This is a genomic window from Rhizorhabdus argentea (genome assembly GCF_037861105.1).
In the GTDB taxonomy this organism is placed as follows: domain Bacteria; phylum Pseudomonadota; class Alphaproteobacteria; order Sphingomonadales; family Sphingomonadaceae; genus Rhizorhabdus; species Rhizorhabdus argentea.
The window spans coordinates 1-14,882 of sequence record NZ_JBANFK010000040.1 but is presented as its reverse complement, the minus strand read 5'-3'; the positions used below and the strand labels follow the sequence as shown (position 1 = coordinate 14,882).

Annotated in this window: 11 protein-coding genes and 2 pseudogenes; 11 read left to right on the top strand and 2 right to left on the bottom strand. The window is 60.7% G+C overall.

Annotated features, from left to right (window positions below):
- The first annotated feature begins 397 nt into the window (after positions 1-397).
- The 10 genes from AAC645_RS19860 (at position 398) to AAC645_RS19815 (ending at position 14,194) form a co-directional block, all read left to right on the top strand.
- The gene (locus AAC645_RS19860; protein WP_340318315.1) at positions 398-859 is read left to right on the top strand and encodes a nuclear transport factor 2 family protein; all 462 of its coding nucleotides are present in this window, start codon (positions 398-400) and stop codon (positions 857-859) included.
- A 396-nt stretch (positions 860-1,255) separates the two neighbouring features.
- Positions 1,256-3,466 (top strand): TonB-dependent receptor, encoded by a 2,211-nt coding sequence (locus tag AAC645_RS19855; protein ID WP_340318314.1) that lies wholly within the window; start codon positions 1,256-1,258, stop codon positions 3,464-3,466.
- Between the two features lie 241 nt (positions 3,467-3,707).
- The gene (locus AAC645_RS19850) at positions 3,708-4,784 is read left to right on the top strand and encodes an LLM class F420-dependent oxidoreductase (protein ID WP_340318313.1); all 1,077 of its coding nucleotides are present in this window, start codon (positions 3,708-3,710) and stop codon (positions 4,782-4,784) included.
- A 381-nt stretch (positions 4,785-5,165) separates the two neighbouring features.
- Positions 5,166-5,684, top strand: coding sequence for a VOC family protein (locus AAC645_RS19845; protein ID WP_340318312.1), 519 nt, complete (start codon positions 5,166-5,168; stop codon positions 5,682-5,684).
- A gap of 701 nt (positions 5,685-6,385) precedes the next feature.
- A complete protein-coding gene (locus tag AAC645_RS19840) occupies positions 6,386-6,475 on the top strand; it encodes a potassium-transporting ATPase subunit F (protein ID WP_340318311.1) in 90 nt (29 codons plus the stop codon).
- A gap of 13 nt (positions 6,476-6,488) precedes the next feature.
- Positions 6,489-8,192 carry a potassium-transporting ATPase subunit KdpA gene (gene kdpA / locus AAC645_RS19835; protein ID WP_340318310.1) on the top strand — a complete coding sequence of 568 codons (1,704 nt, stop codon included), beginning with the start codon at positions 6,489-6,491 and terminating at the stop codon, positions 8,190-8,192.
- A 14-nt stretch (positions 8,193-8,206) separates the two neighbouring features.
- Complete coding sequence (kdpB, locus tag AAC645_RS19830) at positions 8,207-10,228, top strand: potassium-transporting ATPase subunit KdpB (protein WP_340318309.1); 2,022 nt, start codon at positions 8,207-8,209, stop codon at positions 10,226-10,228.
- An 11-nt stretch (positions 10,229-10,239) separates the two neighbouring features.
- Positions 10,240-10,830: a potassium-transporting ATPase subunit KdpC gene (kdpC, locus tag AAC645_RS19825; RefSeq protein WP_340318308.1), complete on the top strand. Its 591-nt coding sequence runs from the start codon at positions 10,240-10,242 to the stop codon at positions 10,828-10,830.
- The gene (locus AAC645_RS19820; protein WP_340318307.1) at positions 10,827-13,508 is read left to right on the top strand and encodes a sensor histidine kinase KdpD; all 2,682 of its coding nucleotides are present in this window, start codon (positions 10,827-10,829) and stop codon (positions 13,506-13,508) included. The genes kdpC and AAC645_RS19820 overlap by 4 nt, the downstream gene beginning before the upstream one ends.
- Positions 13,505-14,194: a response regulator transcription factor gene (locus tag AAC645_RS19815; protein ID WP_340318306.1), complete on the top strand. Its 690-nt coding sequence runs from the start codon at positions 13,505-13,507 to the stop codon at positions 14,192-14,194. Before AAC645_RS19820 ends, AAC645_RS19815 begins: the two co-directional genes overlap by 4 nt.
- Here AAC645_RS19815 and AAC645_RS20555 read toward each other — a convergent pair.
- A pseudogene (locus AAC645_RS20555) lies at positions 14,191-14,295 on the bottom strand (KUP/HAK/KT family potassium transporter); the annotation flags it as partial. The gene AAC645_RS19815 and the pseudogene AAC645_RS20555 overlap by 4 nt on opposite strands.
- On the opposite strand from AAC645_RS20555, the pseudogene AAC645_RS19810 reads away from it, so the two are divergent.
- Positions 14,281-14,485 (top strand): annotated as a pseudogene (locus AAC645_RS19810) (transposase); the annotation flags it as partial. The pseudogenes AAC645_RS20555 and AAC645_RS19810 overlap by 15 nt on opposite strands.
- A 119-nt stretch (positions 14,486-14,604) precedes the next feature.
- Here AAC645_RS19810 and AAC645_RS19805 read toward each other — a convergent pair.
- Positions 14,605-14,882: hypothetical protein (locus AAC645_RS19805; RefSeq protein WP_340318305.1), on the bottom strand; the 278-nt coding region annotated here is incomplete at its 5' end.

Sequence of the window (14,882 nt, the reverse complement as noted above, 5' to 3'; positions counted from 1 at the left end):
GTTCGTCAACGGCGCCGCGCTTGCCGTTGATGGCGGATATACCGCATGTTGAACGCACAGCGATCGGTGCAGCGGCCATGCAGGACTCCGGTTTCACGGTTCGCCGCCGACGCCGCCCATGTTTCGCAGCCATTTTGAACGCGAGTTTTCCGGAGCAGCGATCTCACCGCCGGAAGGAGCGTGCCGTGAAGAAGGAGCACGTGGCGTTGGTGCTGAAGCAAGGTGGAGGCAGGCGGGTCGGCGCTGGGACTGAGCAGCTGTTCTGCCGAAGGGGGCCGGTTTGCCTCGGTTAAGGCATCTCTCAACGGCAGTAAAAAATCACCTCCACAATGTGTATGGGAAACTCGAGTCGGGAACAAAATTTCCTTGGCCAGATTGCTGAACTAGCGATTACTTAATGGAGAAAACCAAAATGATATCGGAGAGCTCAATCACGGATCGTCTTGGCATTCAGGACCTCGTCAACAAATATGCCCTGTATATCGACAGGCATCGGATCGAAGAGTGGGTGTCGCTCTTTACCCCCGACGGGATTTTGGATGAGAGCGAGTTCGGATTCGGAACTAATGTCGGGCACGACAGCATACGGGCTTATGGCCTCACTCTGAAGGATTCTGTAACCTATGCGCTGCACCACATAACCACCGCCGTGATAGAGGAGCTCAACGAGACCGACGCGTTTGGAACGGTCTTCTCAATCGTCGAGGCGCGTCTCAAGAATGGCTTCCACGCCAGCTATCACGTCGTGAATGACGACCATTATGTGAAGGTCGGCGGCAAGTGGCTTCTTAAAGCACGTGTCCAGCGCAAGACTTTCGAGCCGATGGTATTTGCCAACCCAGAAAACGTCCCTGCCTAGGAACGGCGGTAGTATCTGATACATATGTGGACGCCCGCTATGCCAAGGGCTTTCTTGTCAGGATGGGTTGATCGGTTGCTTTCATATGCCGAGCCTGTTTGTGCGGCGCTATGGCCGCTGGCCCCGTCCGCGATCCAGAGATATATGCCATTCGACATATGGTGTGGGATAAACGCCAGCGATAGAAACGCTTAAGCAGTAGATTGCCACCGTTGATCAATGGTGGCGATCGTTCTATTGGTCAGGAGCGGAATACAAGACTGATTGTCAGTGTCTGCAGGGAGGGATGGATAAATGGCTCCTGCGCAGCATCCATGGCCACAGCACGGTGGTCGCAAGGCAGCATGAAAACCCGCATAAAAAAAGTCGCAAAAAGTGTATGAAGAGGGGAATGATATGAAAACGAGTTTTAAAGCCGCGCTTCTGGTCGGTGCCTCTGGACTGCTGTCCACAGTCGCCGCCGCTCCTGCTTTTGCGCAGGACGCACCGGTCGCCGCCGCGACAGACACCGGTGGAGACATCATCGTCACGGCGCAGCGCCGGACCGAGCGCCTCCAGGATGTGCCGCTGGCCATTTCAGCCATCTCAGCTCAGACTGCGCAGCAGCTCGATCTGCGGAACGTGCAGAGCCTGAAGATGATCCTGCCCAACACCGATTTCGCGATCTCCAGCGGCTTCCTCGCATTGTTCATCCGCGGCATCGGCGTGCCCTATTCGAACCCTGGTCTGGAATCGTCGGTTTCGGTCTATATCGACGGCGCGTATTTTCCACGTACGGGCGGCGTCAATTCACTGCTCAGTGTCCTTGACCCCGGCACGATCGAGGTGCTCCGCGGTCCCCAGGGAACCCTGTACGGAAAGAACGCCACGGGCGGTGTGCTTCGGATCAACAGCGCCGATGCCACCGACAAGTTCGAGGGGCGCATCGCCGGCGAATATGGCCGCTTCTCCCATAAGCAGATGGAAGGCATGCTGAACCTGCCGGTGACGGATACGCTGGCCGTGCGCCTCGCGGGCCGTTACCTCAACGAAAACGGCTTCATCACGAACCTCTACGACGGTCGCAAGTTGGGCGCCGCCAACAACTTCACCCTGCGTGGCCGGTTCAAATGGGATGCCAGCGAACTCCTGACCATCAAGGGCGGCATCGAATGGCAGCAGAGCAAAGCCCGCAGCCAGGTCGAAAAGCTCGGACGGGGATCGCCTACCTGCTTGGTGTGCGACCTGCATCCCGTGACTGCGCCGGGCTTCTACGAGGCAAACGAGGATCTGGACGAGCCTTTTTTCAACCGGCTGTTTCGGACCGACCTGCACGTGAACCTGCATCTCGGCGAGTTCGAAGTGAGCAGTCTCACCGCCTATTTCAATAATCTCAGCCGGCAATATGCCGACACTGATGCGACGCCCTATCCCAGCTTCAACTTCCTCGTCCCCCGCAATGGCGGAACGACCTTCCAGCAGGACCTTCAGGTGACATCGCACATCGGCGACCGCTTCACCTATATTGCGGGTGCCAGTTATATTCGCGACAAGCGCTACATCGACATCGCCCTAGCCGGCACGGACTATGGCGTCGCGCCGCTCGATACCCAGAGCTATCGGAGCAACAGCGACGCCTTGACGACCACCTTGTCGGTGTTCGCCGAGGGCACGTACAAGCTCACCGACCAGATCAAGCTAACCGCGGGTGGCCGCTACACCAGTGACAAGCGCGACTTCGACGTGACCAACGGGCCACTCATCATCGCCAACTTTTTCGGCCCGGCGGCCTATCATCAGTCCGCCAAATTCCATGCCTTCACGCCGCGTTTCGTGCTGGCCTGGGACAATGGGCCGACGAACATCTATTATAGCTATACGCGCGGCTTCAAGGCGGGTGGTTTCAACTCGCCCGCCATTTTCCAGGCTGCCCCCATCAAGCCCGAGAAGGCTGGCGGTCATGAAATCGGCATGAAGAATTCGCTGTTGGGTGGAAAGCTCCATACCAACACCGCCGTGTTCTACTATAAGAACAAGGGCCTGCAGCAGCAGGTCACCGACGCGTCGCATGGTGGCAGCTTCGTGCAGAATACCGGCGCGGCCGAGGGCTATGGCGTGGAATTCGAGGTCAACGGCAATCCGATGGAAGGCGTGAACATCGGCGGCGCGGCTTCCTATCTTCATGCCCAATATAAGAGCTATAAGAATGCATCGGTGAACTGCTTCGATCCGACGAAATTCCCGACGCTGAGCGGCTGCGCCATAGATCTGTCGGGCACGGTCGTGCCGCACGCCCCGCACTTCACGGCTTCGGTCCACGGCAGCTACACCTTCGCCGTCGGTGACTGGAGCGCGAACGTAGCGGGAGTCGGGCAATATCGTTCGCACTTCCTGTTCTGGCCAGGCGCGGGCGGTAATGTCGGCTTTGACCAGCAAAAGGGCTATTTAGTCGCCAATTTCTCCGGCTATGTCAGCCCTCCTAGCGGCAAGCTGCGCGTCGGCTTCTATCTGGATAACGCCTTCAATAAGCGGTATGCGGACCTTCGTACGACGAACCAGCCCTATAATTTGCAGCTCAGTCCCGCCAAGCCACGGACCTATGGTGCTCGCGCGGAAGTCACCTTCTGATAATGATGGAGCGGGTCACACGGGCATGTCCCGTGAGATCCGCTCCGATCCTTTCGAGACAAGTCTAATTTCGCGTCGAAATATTACGACTGTTTAGCTGACTGACGGCATAGTGTTCGCGCAAAAGGTCCGTACGCCAAACTGAACCGCCGACGTAATAAGTACAGGCACGTCAGTAACAAATAAAAATGCGACATTGATTGTTAATCGTATCGATGATTAAGGCGCCGGCGGTGTGAGGTTGAAGGCTGTCGACGGCTTCATCCGGCGTCGACACAAGGTAATTGCTACCGTACTGGCTCGATACGAGCGGCGGATCGCACAACAGCAGCACGGGCGAGCGATTGCCGCTCCTCAGATAGATTTGTCCGGCAACACGATCAGAAATTTCAACAATGGAGGCGGCATGCGTATCGGAATTTGGTGCGGAGGCATTGGTGATAGTGCTAACCCGGAATGGATGCGGGTGGCGGCACAGACCGCCGAAAATTCCGGATTTAGTTCGTTGTGGTTAGGCGAACACACGGTTTTATTTGATAGCTATCCATTATCTCGATCGCACTCGAAGAACGAGGACGAAAAAAAAGGCGGCTTCGAAGGCGACGCCGCCATTCCCGTTCCCACGACGCCTATCGTCGATCCGCTGACGACGCTTGCATGGCTGGCGGCGCAGACCCGCTCGATCGAGCTTGGCACGAGCATCGTCATCCTGCCGCAGCATAATCCTGTGATCCTCGCCAAGAGCACGGCTACTTTGGATCTTCTGTCGAACGGCCGCGTCGCGCTCGGGGTGGGGATGGGATGGTCCGTGGAAGAATATCAGGCCTGTGGCGTACCCTGGTCGGGACGCGGCCGGCGCATGGATGAATATATTCTCGCCCTCCGATCTCTCTGGGGAGAGGGCGCATCGACTTTTGAGGGCGAAACTGTCAATTTCACCAATGCCTATAGCTTTCCTAAGCCTGTTCAACGCCATGTCCCTATAGTGATGGGCGGCGAAAGCGAGGCGATGATGCGTCGGATAGCGCGCTATGGTGATGGATGGCTCGCATTCAATATGCCGACTGACGAGGCGCCTAAAGCTGTTCGCAAGTTGCATGACTGGACGCGCGAAAACGGGCGTGATCCATCCGCACTTCGGCTCATAGTCGCGGTATTCAACGGAACCACGGCGGATGACATGTGCAGGTATCGTGATGCCGGCTTTACGGAGTTCTATTTGATAGCCGCCAACGATATTTCGGCGGACGTCGCTGCTTTACCCGCTGATATCGATCGCTTCGCCGATCGGTTCGTGAATGTCGCAGCGAAACTTTAACATCGGGATGTCCGGTCAAGGGGGATAACCGCGCCTGGGAAAGATAGAGGCTAACCCCCGGCGCGGGCATCCTGGATTTGTTGAATTTCTCACCTGGATAGTGCCTCGTCTAGGTGAGAGAGCGTTAGTATCGCGACTGAAAATCAGTCTGTATATTTGAGGATGGCAGGGCGACACACAGAGATGCTGCCACTTTGATGGCGTGATCCGTCGAGCGGGGGCGGCGAGATGATGTCGTCGCGCAGAAACGGATCTGCACGTAGGCGGGCAGGTATCCGATCCAGGAGATGCGGGGAATGGATTGATCTCCCCACCGGGCACGGATTGCCAAGATCGAATCCCGCTGACAGGAGCGGGCGCAAATTGGAAGGAGAGATGCAGGTGTACAAAACGAAGGCTGTGATGCAGGCAGGTTATGTGGTTGATGACCTGGACGCCGCAATGAAAAACTGGCTGAAACTGGAGCAGACGGGGCCATTTTTCGTCATGCGCGACGCTTCTCCCGAACATCTTCTTTACCGTGGCAAGCCCGCAGACCTGCTGATGGATATTGCCATTTGCCAGGCTGGCCCCATTCAGGTCGAGCTGATTCAGCCTAGAATATCGACGCCGAACGTTTATCGCGATGAGGCGCCCGCCGCTGCGCAATTCTTTCACCATCAATGTTACGTGACTGACGATCTGGACGCTGTGCACGCGAAGTTCATCGCGATGGGTATAGATATCGCACAGGAAGCGGACACGGGCGGAATTCGCTTTACCTATTTCGACACACGAAAGTTGATCGGCTGTTATACAGAAGTTGTTCAGCGCGGCCAGGTTTTTGGGGGGATGTGCAAAATGATTGCCGATGCCGCCGTGGATTGGGACGGATCCAACCCTATTAGATCTTTGGCTTAGCCGTTTTATGAACAAAGAATATGATTCGAAGTAATAGACGAGCACAATGATGAACGTTTTGTTCGTCAGGACAACGGCACAGATTTGGGGTTGTGGGTCAAGAAGGATTTGGGTCTGGTCGTGGTGACGAAGGAACGAAGATGAGGCCCAAATCTTTTCTCGGCGGAAGGCAAGATCCGGATCGTGCTCGATGCTTTCGCGGCGAGGACAGCATCGCCGAACTGTGCCGCCGAGGAAGGTATCGCTCAGGGCCTCTATCATAAGGCCTTGGCGCGGGTGGCCGTAGACGGCGGCTTTGATCACTGATCTGCGGGCCTTCCGAAGAGGAGGTGGCGCATCGTTTGATAGCTCAGGAGCAGTTCGGTTTTGTAGGTAGCCTCACCCAGATACCGGCGGCGTCCATTTTTATGCGAAACCTATGCGATCTGACGGCAATGCGTCTCGCATTTCAATGCCGGTAAGGCCTATTTGCCCATCCTCTCGTGCGATTGTCGCGCCTTTCGGCTGCGGCCACCCACGTCGTCGAAAGGATCATCATGCTGAACTTCGGTGCTCACCGACAACCGCCGAGCATTCCGCCCGCCGTCCCAATCGCGGTGACGCGTTGATGGAGGACTTTGTCTGGGTTGCCGCGATGCTCGGGCTACTTGCCGCAACGCTCGCTTATGTCCGCCTGTGCGAACACGCGTGAGGACCTCGCCATGACCATGGACCTCTGGCTCGCCGCGATCACCGCGGGCGGGCTTCTCCTTTACCTCGTGGCCGTGCTCGTCCGGCCCGAACGCTTCTGATCGAACCGACGCCATGACCATCCAAGGCTGGATCCTTATCGTCGCCTTCGTCGCCATCCTTCTCGCGCTCACCAAGCCGATGGGTAAGTGGCTGTTCGCCCTCTATGAGGGCCGCCGCACGCCGTTTCACGCCGTGCTGGGGCCGCTCGAGACGGGCTTCTACAAGCTGGCCGGCATCGATCCCGCCGCCGAGCAGAGTTGGCGCCGCTACGCGGTCCATATGCTCATCTTCAATGCGGTGCTGATGCTGTTCACCTATGCTATCCTGCGGTTGCAGGGCGCGCTGCCGCTTAATCCGCTTGGACTTCCCGGCAATAGCGGCCATCTCGCTTTCAATACCGCGGTGAGCTTCACCACCAACACCAACTGGCAGAGCTATGGCGGCGAGTCGACGATGTCGAATCTCAGCCAGATGCTAGGCCTCACGATCCACAATTTCCTGAGCGCGGCGACTGGCATCGCGCTAGCTTTCGCGCTGTTCCGCGGCTTCGAGCGGCGCCAGGCCAACAGCATTGGCAATTTCTGGACAGATACCACCCGCATCACGCTCTATCTGCTGCTGCCGATCTGCATCGTCTACGCGCTCGTGCTCATCGCCAATGGCGTGCCGCAGACGCTGGTCGGTTCGGTCGATGTCTCGACGCTTGAGGGGGGCAAGCAGACGCTCGCGCTGGGGCCGGTTGCCTCACAGGAAGCGATCAAGATGCTCGGCACCAATGGCGGCGGCTTCTTCAACGCCAATTCGGCGCACCCGTTCGAGAATCCGAACGCCTTCACCAATCTGCTGCAGATGCTGTCGATCTTCACGATTGGCTTCGGACTGACCTGGTGCTTCGGCAAGGCCGTTGGCAACACCCGCCAGGGCTGGGCGATCCTGTCGGCAATGCTGATCCTGTTCCTTGCTGGCACGACGATCGTCTACTGGCAGGAAGCGGCCGGCAACCCCGTCCTCCACGGCCTCGGCATCCCCGGCGGCAATATGGAGGGCAAGGAAGTCCGCTTCGGCATTGTCGCGTCGTCGCTCTTCTCGGTGATAACGACCGCCGCATCGTGCGGCGCGGTCAACGCGATGCATGACAGCTTCACTCCGCTTGGCGGCATGATCCCGCTGTTCAATATCCAACTGGGCGAGATCGTCGTCGGCGGCGTCGGCGCTGGTATCTACGGCTTCCTGCTCTTCGCGATCCTCGCGGTGTTCGTCGCCGGCCTGATGGTCGGGCGTACCCCCGAATATGTCGGCAAGAAGATCGAGGGCCGGGAGGTCAAGCTCGCGGTGCTGGCGATTGCCGTGCTGCCGCTGATCATCCTCGGCTTCACAGCGATCAGCTCGGTGCTGCCGGCGGGTCTGGCGGGTCCCCTAAACAAGGGGCCACACGGCTTCTCGGAGATCCTCTACGCCTTCACGAGCGGGGTCGGCAACAACGGTTCGGCCTTTGCCGGTCTCAGCGCCAACACGCCCTATTATGATGCGATGCTAGGCGTCGCGATGTGGATCGGCCGCTTCTTCGTCATCGTGCCGATGCTGGCAATCGCCGGCTCGCTCGCCGCAAAGAAGCATATTCCGGAATCGACGGGATCCTTCCCGACCACCGGCGGCCTGTGGGTCGGCCTGCTCGTCGGCATTATACTCGTCCTGGGCGGCCTGACCTTCCTGCCGAGCCTCGCGCTCGGCCCGATCGCCGATCATCTGATGATGACCGGCGGCACCCTGTTCTGATCGGGGCCAGCACCATGAGTCGCACCACAACCCAATCCCTGTTCACGCCCGAGCTGATCGGCCCGGCGGTCGGGGACGCCTTCCGCAAGCTCGATCCCCGCGAGCTTATCCGCAACCCCGTCATGTTCACGACCGCGGTCGTGGCGTTGCTGCTGACTGTCCTGATGGTCGTCGGTCATGATGGCCTCACCACCGGCTTCAAGCTGCAGCTTGTCATTTGGCTGTGGTTGACCGTTCTTTTCGGCACCTTCGCCGAAGCGCTCGCAGAGGGGCGCGGCAAGGCGCAGGCCGCTTCGTTGCGCGCCACCAAGGCCGAACTCACCGCGACTCGCGACAATGGCGAGAAGGTCTCGGCGAGCCAGCTCAAGTCGGGCGACCTGGTGCTTGTCCAGACAGGCGAGCTGATCCCGGCCGATGGCGAAGTCTTCGAAGGTGTCGCCTCGGTCAACGAGGCGGCCATCACCGGCGAAAGCGCGCCCGTCATCCGCGAGGCGGGCGGCGACCGCTCCGCCGTCACTGCAGGCACACGGGTCATCTCGGACCATATCAAAGTCAGGGTCACCGTCGATCCGGGCCAGGGCTTCCTCGACCGCATGATCGCGCTCGTCGAAGGCGCCGAGCGCCAGAAGACCCCGAACGAGATCGCGCTGACGATCCTGCTCGTTGGTCTGACGATCATCTTCCTGATCGCTGTTGGCACGATCCCGGGATTCGCGATCTATGCCGGCGGTTCGATTCCCGTCGCGATGCTTGCAGCGCTCCTCATTACGCTCATTCCGACGACAATCGCGGCGCTACTGTCCGCAATCGGTATCGCGGGCATGGACCGTCTGGTCCGCTTCAACGTGCTCGCCAAGTCGGGTCGCGCCGTCGAGGCGGCGGGCGACATCGACGTGCTGTTGCTCGATAAGACGGGAACGATCACGATCGGCGATCGTCAGGCAACCGAGTTCAGGCCCGTTACCGGCACCCAGGTTGGCGAACTCGCCGAAGCAGCGTTGCTCGCCAGCCTAGCCGACGAGACGCCTGAAGGCCGCTCGATCGTCGCGCTGGCCAATGCGTTATTTGGAGTAGAACTGACTGCTCTCCCCGGCGATGCCGAGGTCATCGCGTTTACTGCCCAGACCCGTTTGTCCGGGGTAAAAATGGAAGGCTCCGTAATCCAGAAGGGCGCCGTGGATTCGGTCTTCAAAGCCAATCCTGGGTCGGGCGAATGCGTCGCGGCGACCGAACTTCGCAGAGTAACCGATGAGATCTCGCGCGCGGGCATGACTCCGCTCGCGGTCGTCAAAGATGGTCGTATCCTGGGCGCAATAGCGCTCAAGGACATCGTGAAGGCCGGCATCCGTGAACGCTTCGGCGAGTTGCGCAAGATGGGCATCCGCACGGTGATGATCACCGGCGACAACCCTCTGACCGCAGCCGCGATTGCTGCCGAGGCGGGGGTCGACGATTTCCTCGCCCAGGCGACCCCCGAGGACAAGCTCGAGCTGATCCGTAAGGAACAGCAGGGCGGCCGGCTCGTCGCGATGTGCGGTGACGGCACCAACGATGCGCCGGCGCTGGCGCAGGCCGATGTCGGCGTGGCGATGAACACCGGCACGCAGGCGGCGCGCGAGGCCGGCAACATGGTCGATCTCGACAGCGATCCGACCAAGCTGATCGAGGTCGTGGGCCTCGGCAAGCAGCTGCTCATGACCCGCGGCGCGCTGACCACCTTCTCGGTGGCCAACGATGTCGCCAAATATTTCGCGATCATCCCCGCGATGTTCATCGTCCTCTATCCGGGGCTCGCGGTACTCAACGTGATGGGGCTGGCGACCCCGCAATCGGCGATCCTGTCGGCAATCATCTTCAATGCGCTGGTTATCCCGCTGCTCGTCCCGTTGGCGCTCAAGGGCGTCAGATACCGGCCGATCGGCGCTGGACCGCTGCTGGCGCGCAATCTTGCCGTCTATGGTCTTGGCGGCCTGATCGCGCCCTTCATCGGCATCAAGCTGATCGACATCGCCGTGAACGGCCTCGGTCTGGCTTAGGAGTAAAGGATATGGGTAATGATTTTACATCCGCGCTGCGCCCGGCGATCGTTCTGACGGTCCTGTTCGCGCTGCTCCTGGGCTTCGCCTATCCGCTGCTGATCCTCGGCGTCGGCCAGACGGTCTTCCCCGTCCAGGCCAATGGCAGTCTCGTTCGTGAGGGCAACAAGGTCATCGGCTCGACCGTGATCGGGCAGGCTTTCACCAGTGACCGCTATTTCCAGACCCGCCCCTCGGCCGCGGGCAAGGGCTATGACGGCCTGGCCTCCTCGGGCTCCAACTATGGCCCCGCGAGCCAGGCCCTCATCGACCGCGTAAAAGCCGATGTAGACAAGGCGCGTGCTGCTGGCGTGAGCGGCGCGATTCCCGTCGATCTGGTCACCGCATCTGGTTCGGGACTTGACCCGGATCTATCGCCGGCCGCGGCGCTTGCGCAGGTTCCTCGCGTCGCGAAGGCGCGCGAGTTGCCCGAGCTCAAGGTCCGTGTGCTGGTCGAAAGTGCTATCGAGCAGCCGATCCTCGGGTTGTTGGGCGAGGAACATGTCAACGTCTTTGCGCTCAATCGACAGCTCGATGCCATCGGCGCTAAACCTGCGCGGTGAACGAGCGACCGACCGAGAGCGACAGGCCCAAACCAGAGGCCTTTCTGCGTCAGGCGGCGCAGGAAGGCCGTGGCCGTCTGAAGGTATTTCTCGGAGCGGCCCCCGGTGTCGGCAAGACCTACGAGATGCTGACCGACGGCATGCAGCGCAAGCGCGCCGGCGTGGACGTCGTAGTCGGGGTGGTCGAGACCCATGGCCGTAGCGAAACCGAGGTGCTGACCCGCGGGCACGAGATCATCGCGCGACGCGACGTCGCATATCAGGGCCGCACGCTGGCCGAGATGGACATCGACGCGATTCTAGCGCGTCATCCCGGGCTCGTGCTTGTCGATGAGTTGGCGCACAGCAATGCGCCAGGGTCGCGGCACCCGAAGCGCTATCAGGATGTCGAGGAACTGCTCGTCGCCGGCATCGACGTCTATTCGACGATCAACATCCAGCATATCGAGAGCCTCAACGATGTCGTCGCGTCCTTCACCAAGGTGCGCGTTCGCGAGACGGTCCCGGATCGCGTACTCGAGATGGCTGAGATCGAGGTGGTCGACATCCCGCCCGACGAGCTGATCGAGCGTCTCAAAGAGGGCAAGGTCTACATCCCCGATGAGGCGAGTCGGGCGCTCAATCATTTCTTCTCGAAATCGAACTTGTCGGCGCTGCGCGAACTGGCCTTGCGTCGAGCAGCCCAATCGGTCGATGCGCAAATGCTGGATTATGTCCGCGCGCATGCCCTTGCCGGCAGTTTCGCCGCAGGCGAACGTGTAATCGTCGCGGTCAGCGAACTGCCCGACGCACCTGGGCTGATCCGGGCCGCCAAACGCCTCGCCGACGCCCTGCGGGCGCCCTGGACCGCACTCCACGTTGAAACCCCGCGCACCAGCGGACTCGCCGCCACCGACCGTCAGCGGCTCAACCAGTCCATGGCGCTCGCGGCGCAACTGGGTGCCGCGACCGCCACGATCCCGGCGCAGAACGTGGTTGAGGGCCTATCGGCCTTTGCGCGCGAAGCACGCGCGACCCAGATCGTCGTCGGCAAATCGTCGCGGCCCTGGTGGTTTGAGATCCGCCACGGCTCGGTTGTCGATCAGCTCGTTCGGGAGCTCACCGACGTTGCGGTCCATGTCCTCCCCGCCGAACGGGAGGGCACGCCAGCGCTGCGCACCCGCGCGCACGCGAAAGGACACCGCACCAAGCCCGGCGACTATGCGTTGTCGCTGCTGATGGTGGCCGGAGTGACCGCGATCGGCCTCGCGCTTGGCGCGGTGCTCGATATCGCCAATATTGCGCTTCTCTACCTGCTACCGGTGATGATGGCGGCGAGCCTCTATGGGCTGCGCGCCGGGCTGTTCGCCAGTTTTGCATCTTCGCTTGCCTATAATTTCTTCTTCCTGCCGCCAACGGGCACTCTCACGATCAACAACCCCGAGAATGTGATCACCATCGTCGTGCTGCTGTCGGTGGCGCTGGTGACCAGCCAGTTCGCCGCCCGCATCCGCGCACAGGCGGATCTCGCCACATCGAGCGCCCGGCTCAACGCGGCGCTTGCTGGCTTCTCGCGGCAGCTGACCACGATCGCCAGCGACGAAGAGTTGATGCAGGCCATCTGCGCCGAATTGGCACGCCTGTTCGATGCGCGCGCTTGCGTGCTGACGCCGTCGGACGATGGTCCTCAGCTTCGGGCCGCATGGCCGCCTGAGGACAAGTTAGCTCATATGGAACACGCCGCCGCGCAATGGTCGATGGATAAAGGCACGCCCACGGGGCGGGGCTCGGATACGCTCACCGGATCGGACTGGCTGTTCTATCCGATGAAGACGGCGCGCGGCGTGCGGGGAGTCATCGGGCTTGCGCGTGACGATGGCTCCGATCCCGTGCCGTCCGACAAAGTGTCGCTGCTGCTCAGCCTGACCGATCAGGCGGCGCTGGTACTCGAGCGCATGCAGCTCGCCGACGAGATGCGCGACGTTGCCGAACTCAAGGAACGCGACCGGCTGCGCGCGGCGCTGTTGTCGTCGGTAAGCCATGACCTGCGCACTCCGCTCACGGCGATCATCGCGGCAGCGAACGAGATGCGCCGGGGCAGTTCACCGGGCCTGATCGATACGATCGAGGCCGAGGCCCAACGCCTCAACCGCTTCGTCGCCAACCTCCTCGACATGGCGCGAGTCGACGCCGGCGTCCTGCGCCTCAACATTGAGCCGACCGATCTCACCGATGCAATCGCAAGCGCGGTCCATGACACGCGCGGCGCGCTCGCCGGGCATCACATCGCGTTGAGTGTGTCGCCCGGCCTGCCGCTTGTCCGGGTCGACGCGCAGCTGTTCCATCACATCCTGATCAACCTGCTCGACAATGCCGGTCGCTATGCCGACCCAGGTACGTCGATCCGCATCGAGGCGGCCCGCCGGCCGGGTGAGCTCGTCCTGTCGCTGCTCGACACCGGCCCCGGCCTGCCACCGGGACGCGAGGAGGAGGTGTTCCAGACCTTCGCCCGCTTCGAGGGATCCGACCGGTCAAAGGGGGGGACCGGCCTCGGCCTCGCCATCGTCAAGGGCTTCGCCGACGCGATGGGCCTCGGCGTGACGGCCGCGAACCGCGCCGATAAGACTGGGGCCTGTTTCAGCATCCGCTTCCCCGAGAACAGCCTCGTGCGGGAATTCGACCAGGAGAAGATCCTTTGATCCGCGCCAAGGTGCTCGTCGTTGACGACGAGCCGCATATCCGCAGGCTCCTGCGCTCGACACTCGAGCGCAATAACTACGATATCGCCGAGGCGGCGAATGCGCGCGAGGCGATGACGGCGCTGGCGGACGCGCCCGATATCGTCCTGCTCGACCTGGGGCTGCCCGATCGCGACGGGATGGAACTCGTGCCGCTGATCCGCAAGAATTCGAAGGCGACCTTGCTTGTGGTCTCGGCGCGCGATGCCACCGACCAGAAGGTGACCGCGCTCGATTTGGGCGCCGACGATTATGTCACCAAGCCGTTCGACACCGAGGAGCTGCTCGCGCGGATGCGCGCTGCGCTGCGCAACCGGATGAGCGCCGGCGGCGCCCAGTTGGCGGTCAAGGTCGCCGACCTGGAGATTGATCTCGTGAATCGGCGCATTCACAAGAAGGCGAGCGAAGTTCACCTGACGCCGAAGGAATATGGGGTGCTGGCCGCGCTTGCCCGCTTTCCCGGTCGCGTCATCACCCACGACCATCTGCTGAAGAGCGTCTGGGCGAACGAATATGAGCGGCATGTCGAATATCTGCGGGTCGTCATCCGCAATCTGCGCCAGAAGCTCGAGGATGACGTCAGCCGGCCCGCGATCATAGTCAATGAGTTGGGGGTGGGTTACCGTCTGATGGGTGCTGACATCTAAATTTCGACCTTGCTGCCGAGTTCGACGACACGGTTCGTCGGCAGCTTGAAAAACTCCATCGCACTCTGCGAATTGCGCATCATCCAGGCGAACAGCTCTTCTTCCTGCCGCCTTATCCGCCCGATCTGAACCCGATCGAACAGGTCTTCTCCAAACTCAAAAGGCTTTCTGCGAAAGGAAAATGCCCGAACCGTAGAAGCCACATGGAAACGGATCGGCAAGCCCCTCGATCGCTTCCAACCCGAGGAGTGCCGCAATTATATCGCTAATGCCGGATATGCATCGTTCTAAACCGGAACGACTTTATCGCTTTTCGAAGTGATAGAGGGCCTCCTCTCTTCATTGTCAAAGCCGCGCGAGGTCGGCAGCCGGGATGGAAGTGTCAGAACGATGGCTCTGTGAGCGGGTTATCATCCCCCGTGCAGAGAGGGACCCAATGCCAGAGTAAGCGAGAGTGGACGGAACGACCAATCTTCTAAGGCGAAACCATAGTCGCATTGCCGCAAGGCGGAGATGTCGTGCGTTCCTGCGGCTAAAGTTGAAATCTCGCGCAAGATGCGAAGCTTCAGGCTATGGATTGGCGTAACGCAGGCCCTGACCCGACTATTAAGAGAACGGAAAACCATGTCCATCCGTCCGTGGCGCGATATCCAGCGCCGGCAATCGCGCCAGATCATGGTCGGCAACG

Bases quoted from the DNA above. Each gene is read 5' to 3' on its own strand.
- kdpB (WP_340318309.1), top strand. From the start codon at position 8,207: ATGAGTCGCACCACAACCCAATCCCTGTTCACGCCCGAGCTGATCGGC.
- AAC645_RS19855 (WP_340318314.1), top strand. From the start codon at position 1,256: ATGAAAACGAGTTTTAAAGCCGCGCTTCTGGTCGGTGCCTCTGGACTG.
- AAC645_RS19840 (WP_340318311.1), top strand. From the start codon at position 6,386: ATGACCATGGACCTCTGGCTCGCCGCGATCACCGCGGGCGGGCTTCTC.
- kdpC (WP_340318308.1), top strand. From the start codon at position 10,240: ATGGGTAATGATTTTACATCCGCGCTGCGCCCGGCGATCGTTCTGACG.
- AAC645_RS19860 (WP_340318315.1), top strand. From the start codon at position 398: ATGGAGAAAACCAAAATGATATCGGAGAGCTCAATCACGGATCGTCTT.
- kdpA (WP_340318310.1), top strand. From the start codon at position 6,489: ATGACCATCCAAGGCTGGATCCTTATCGTCGCCTTCGTCGCCATCCTT.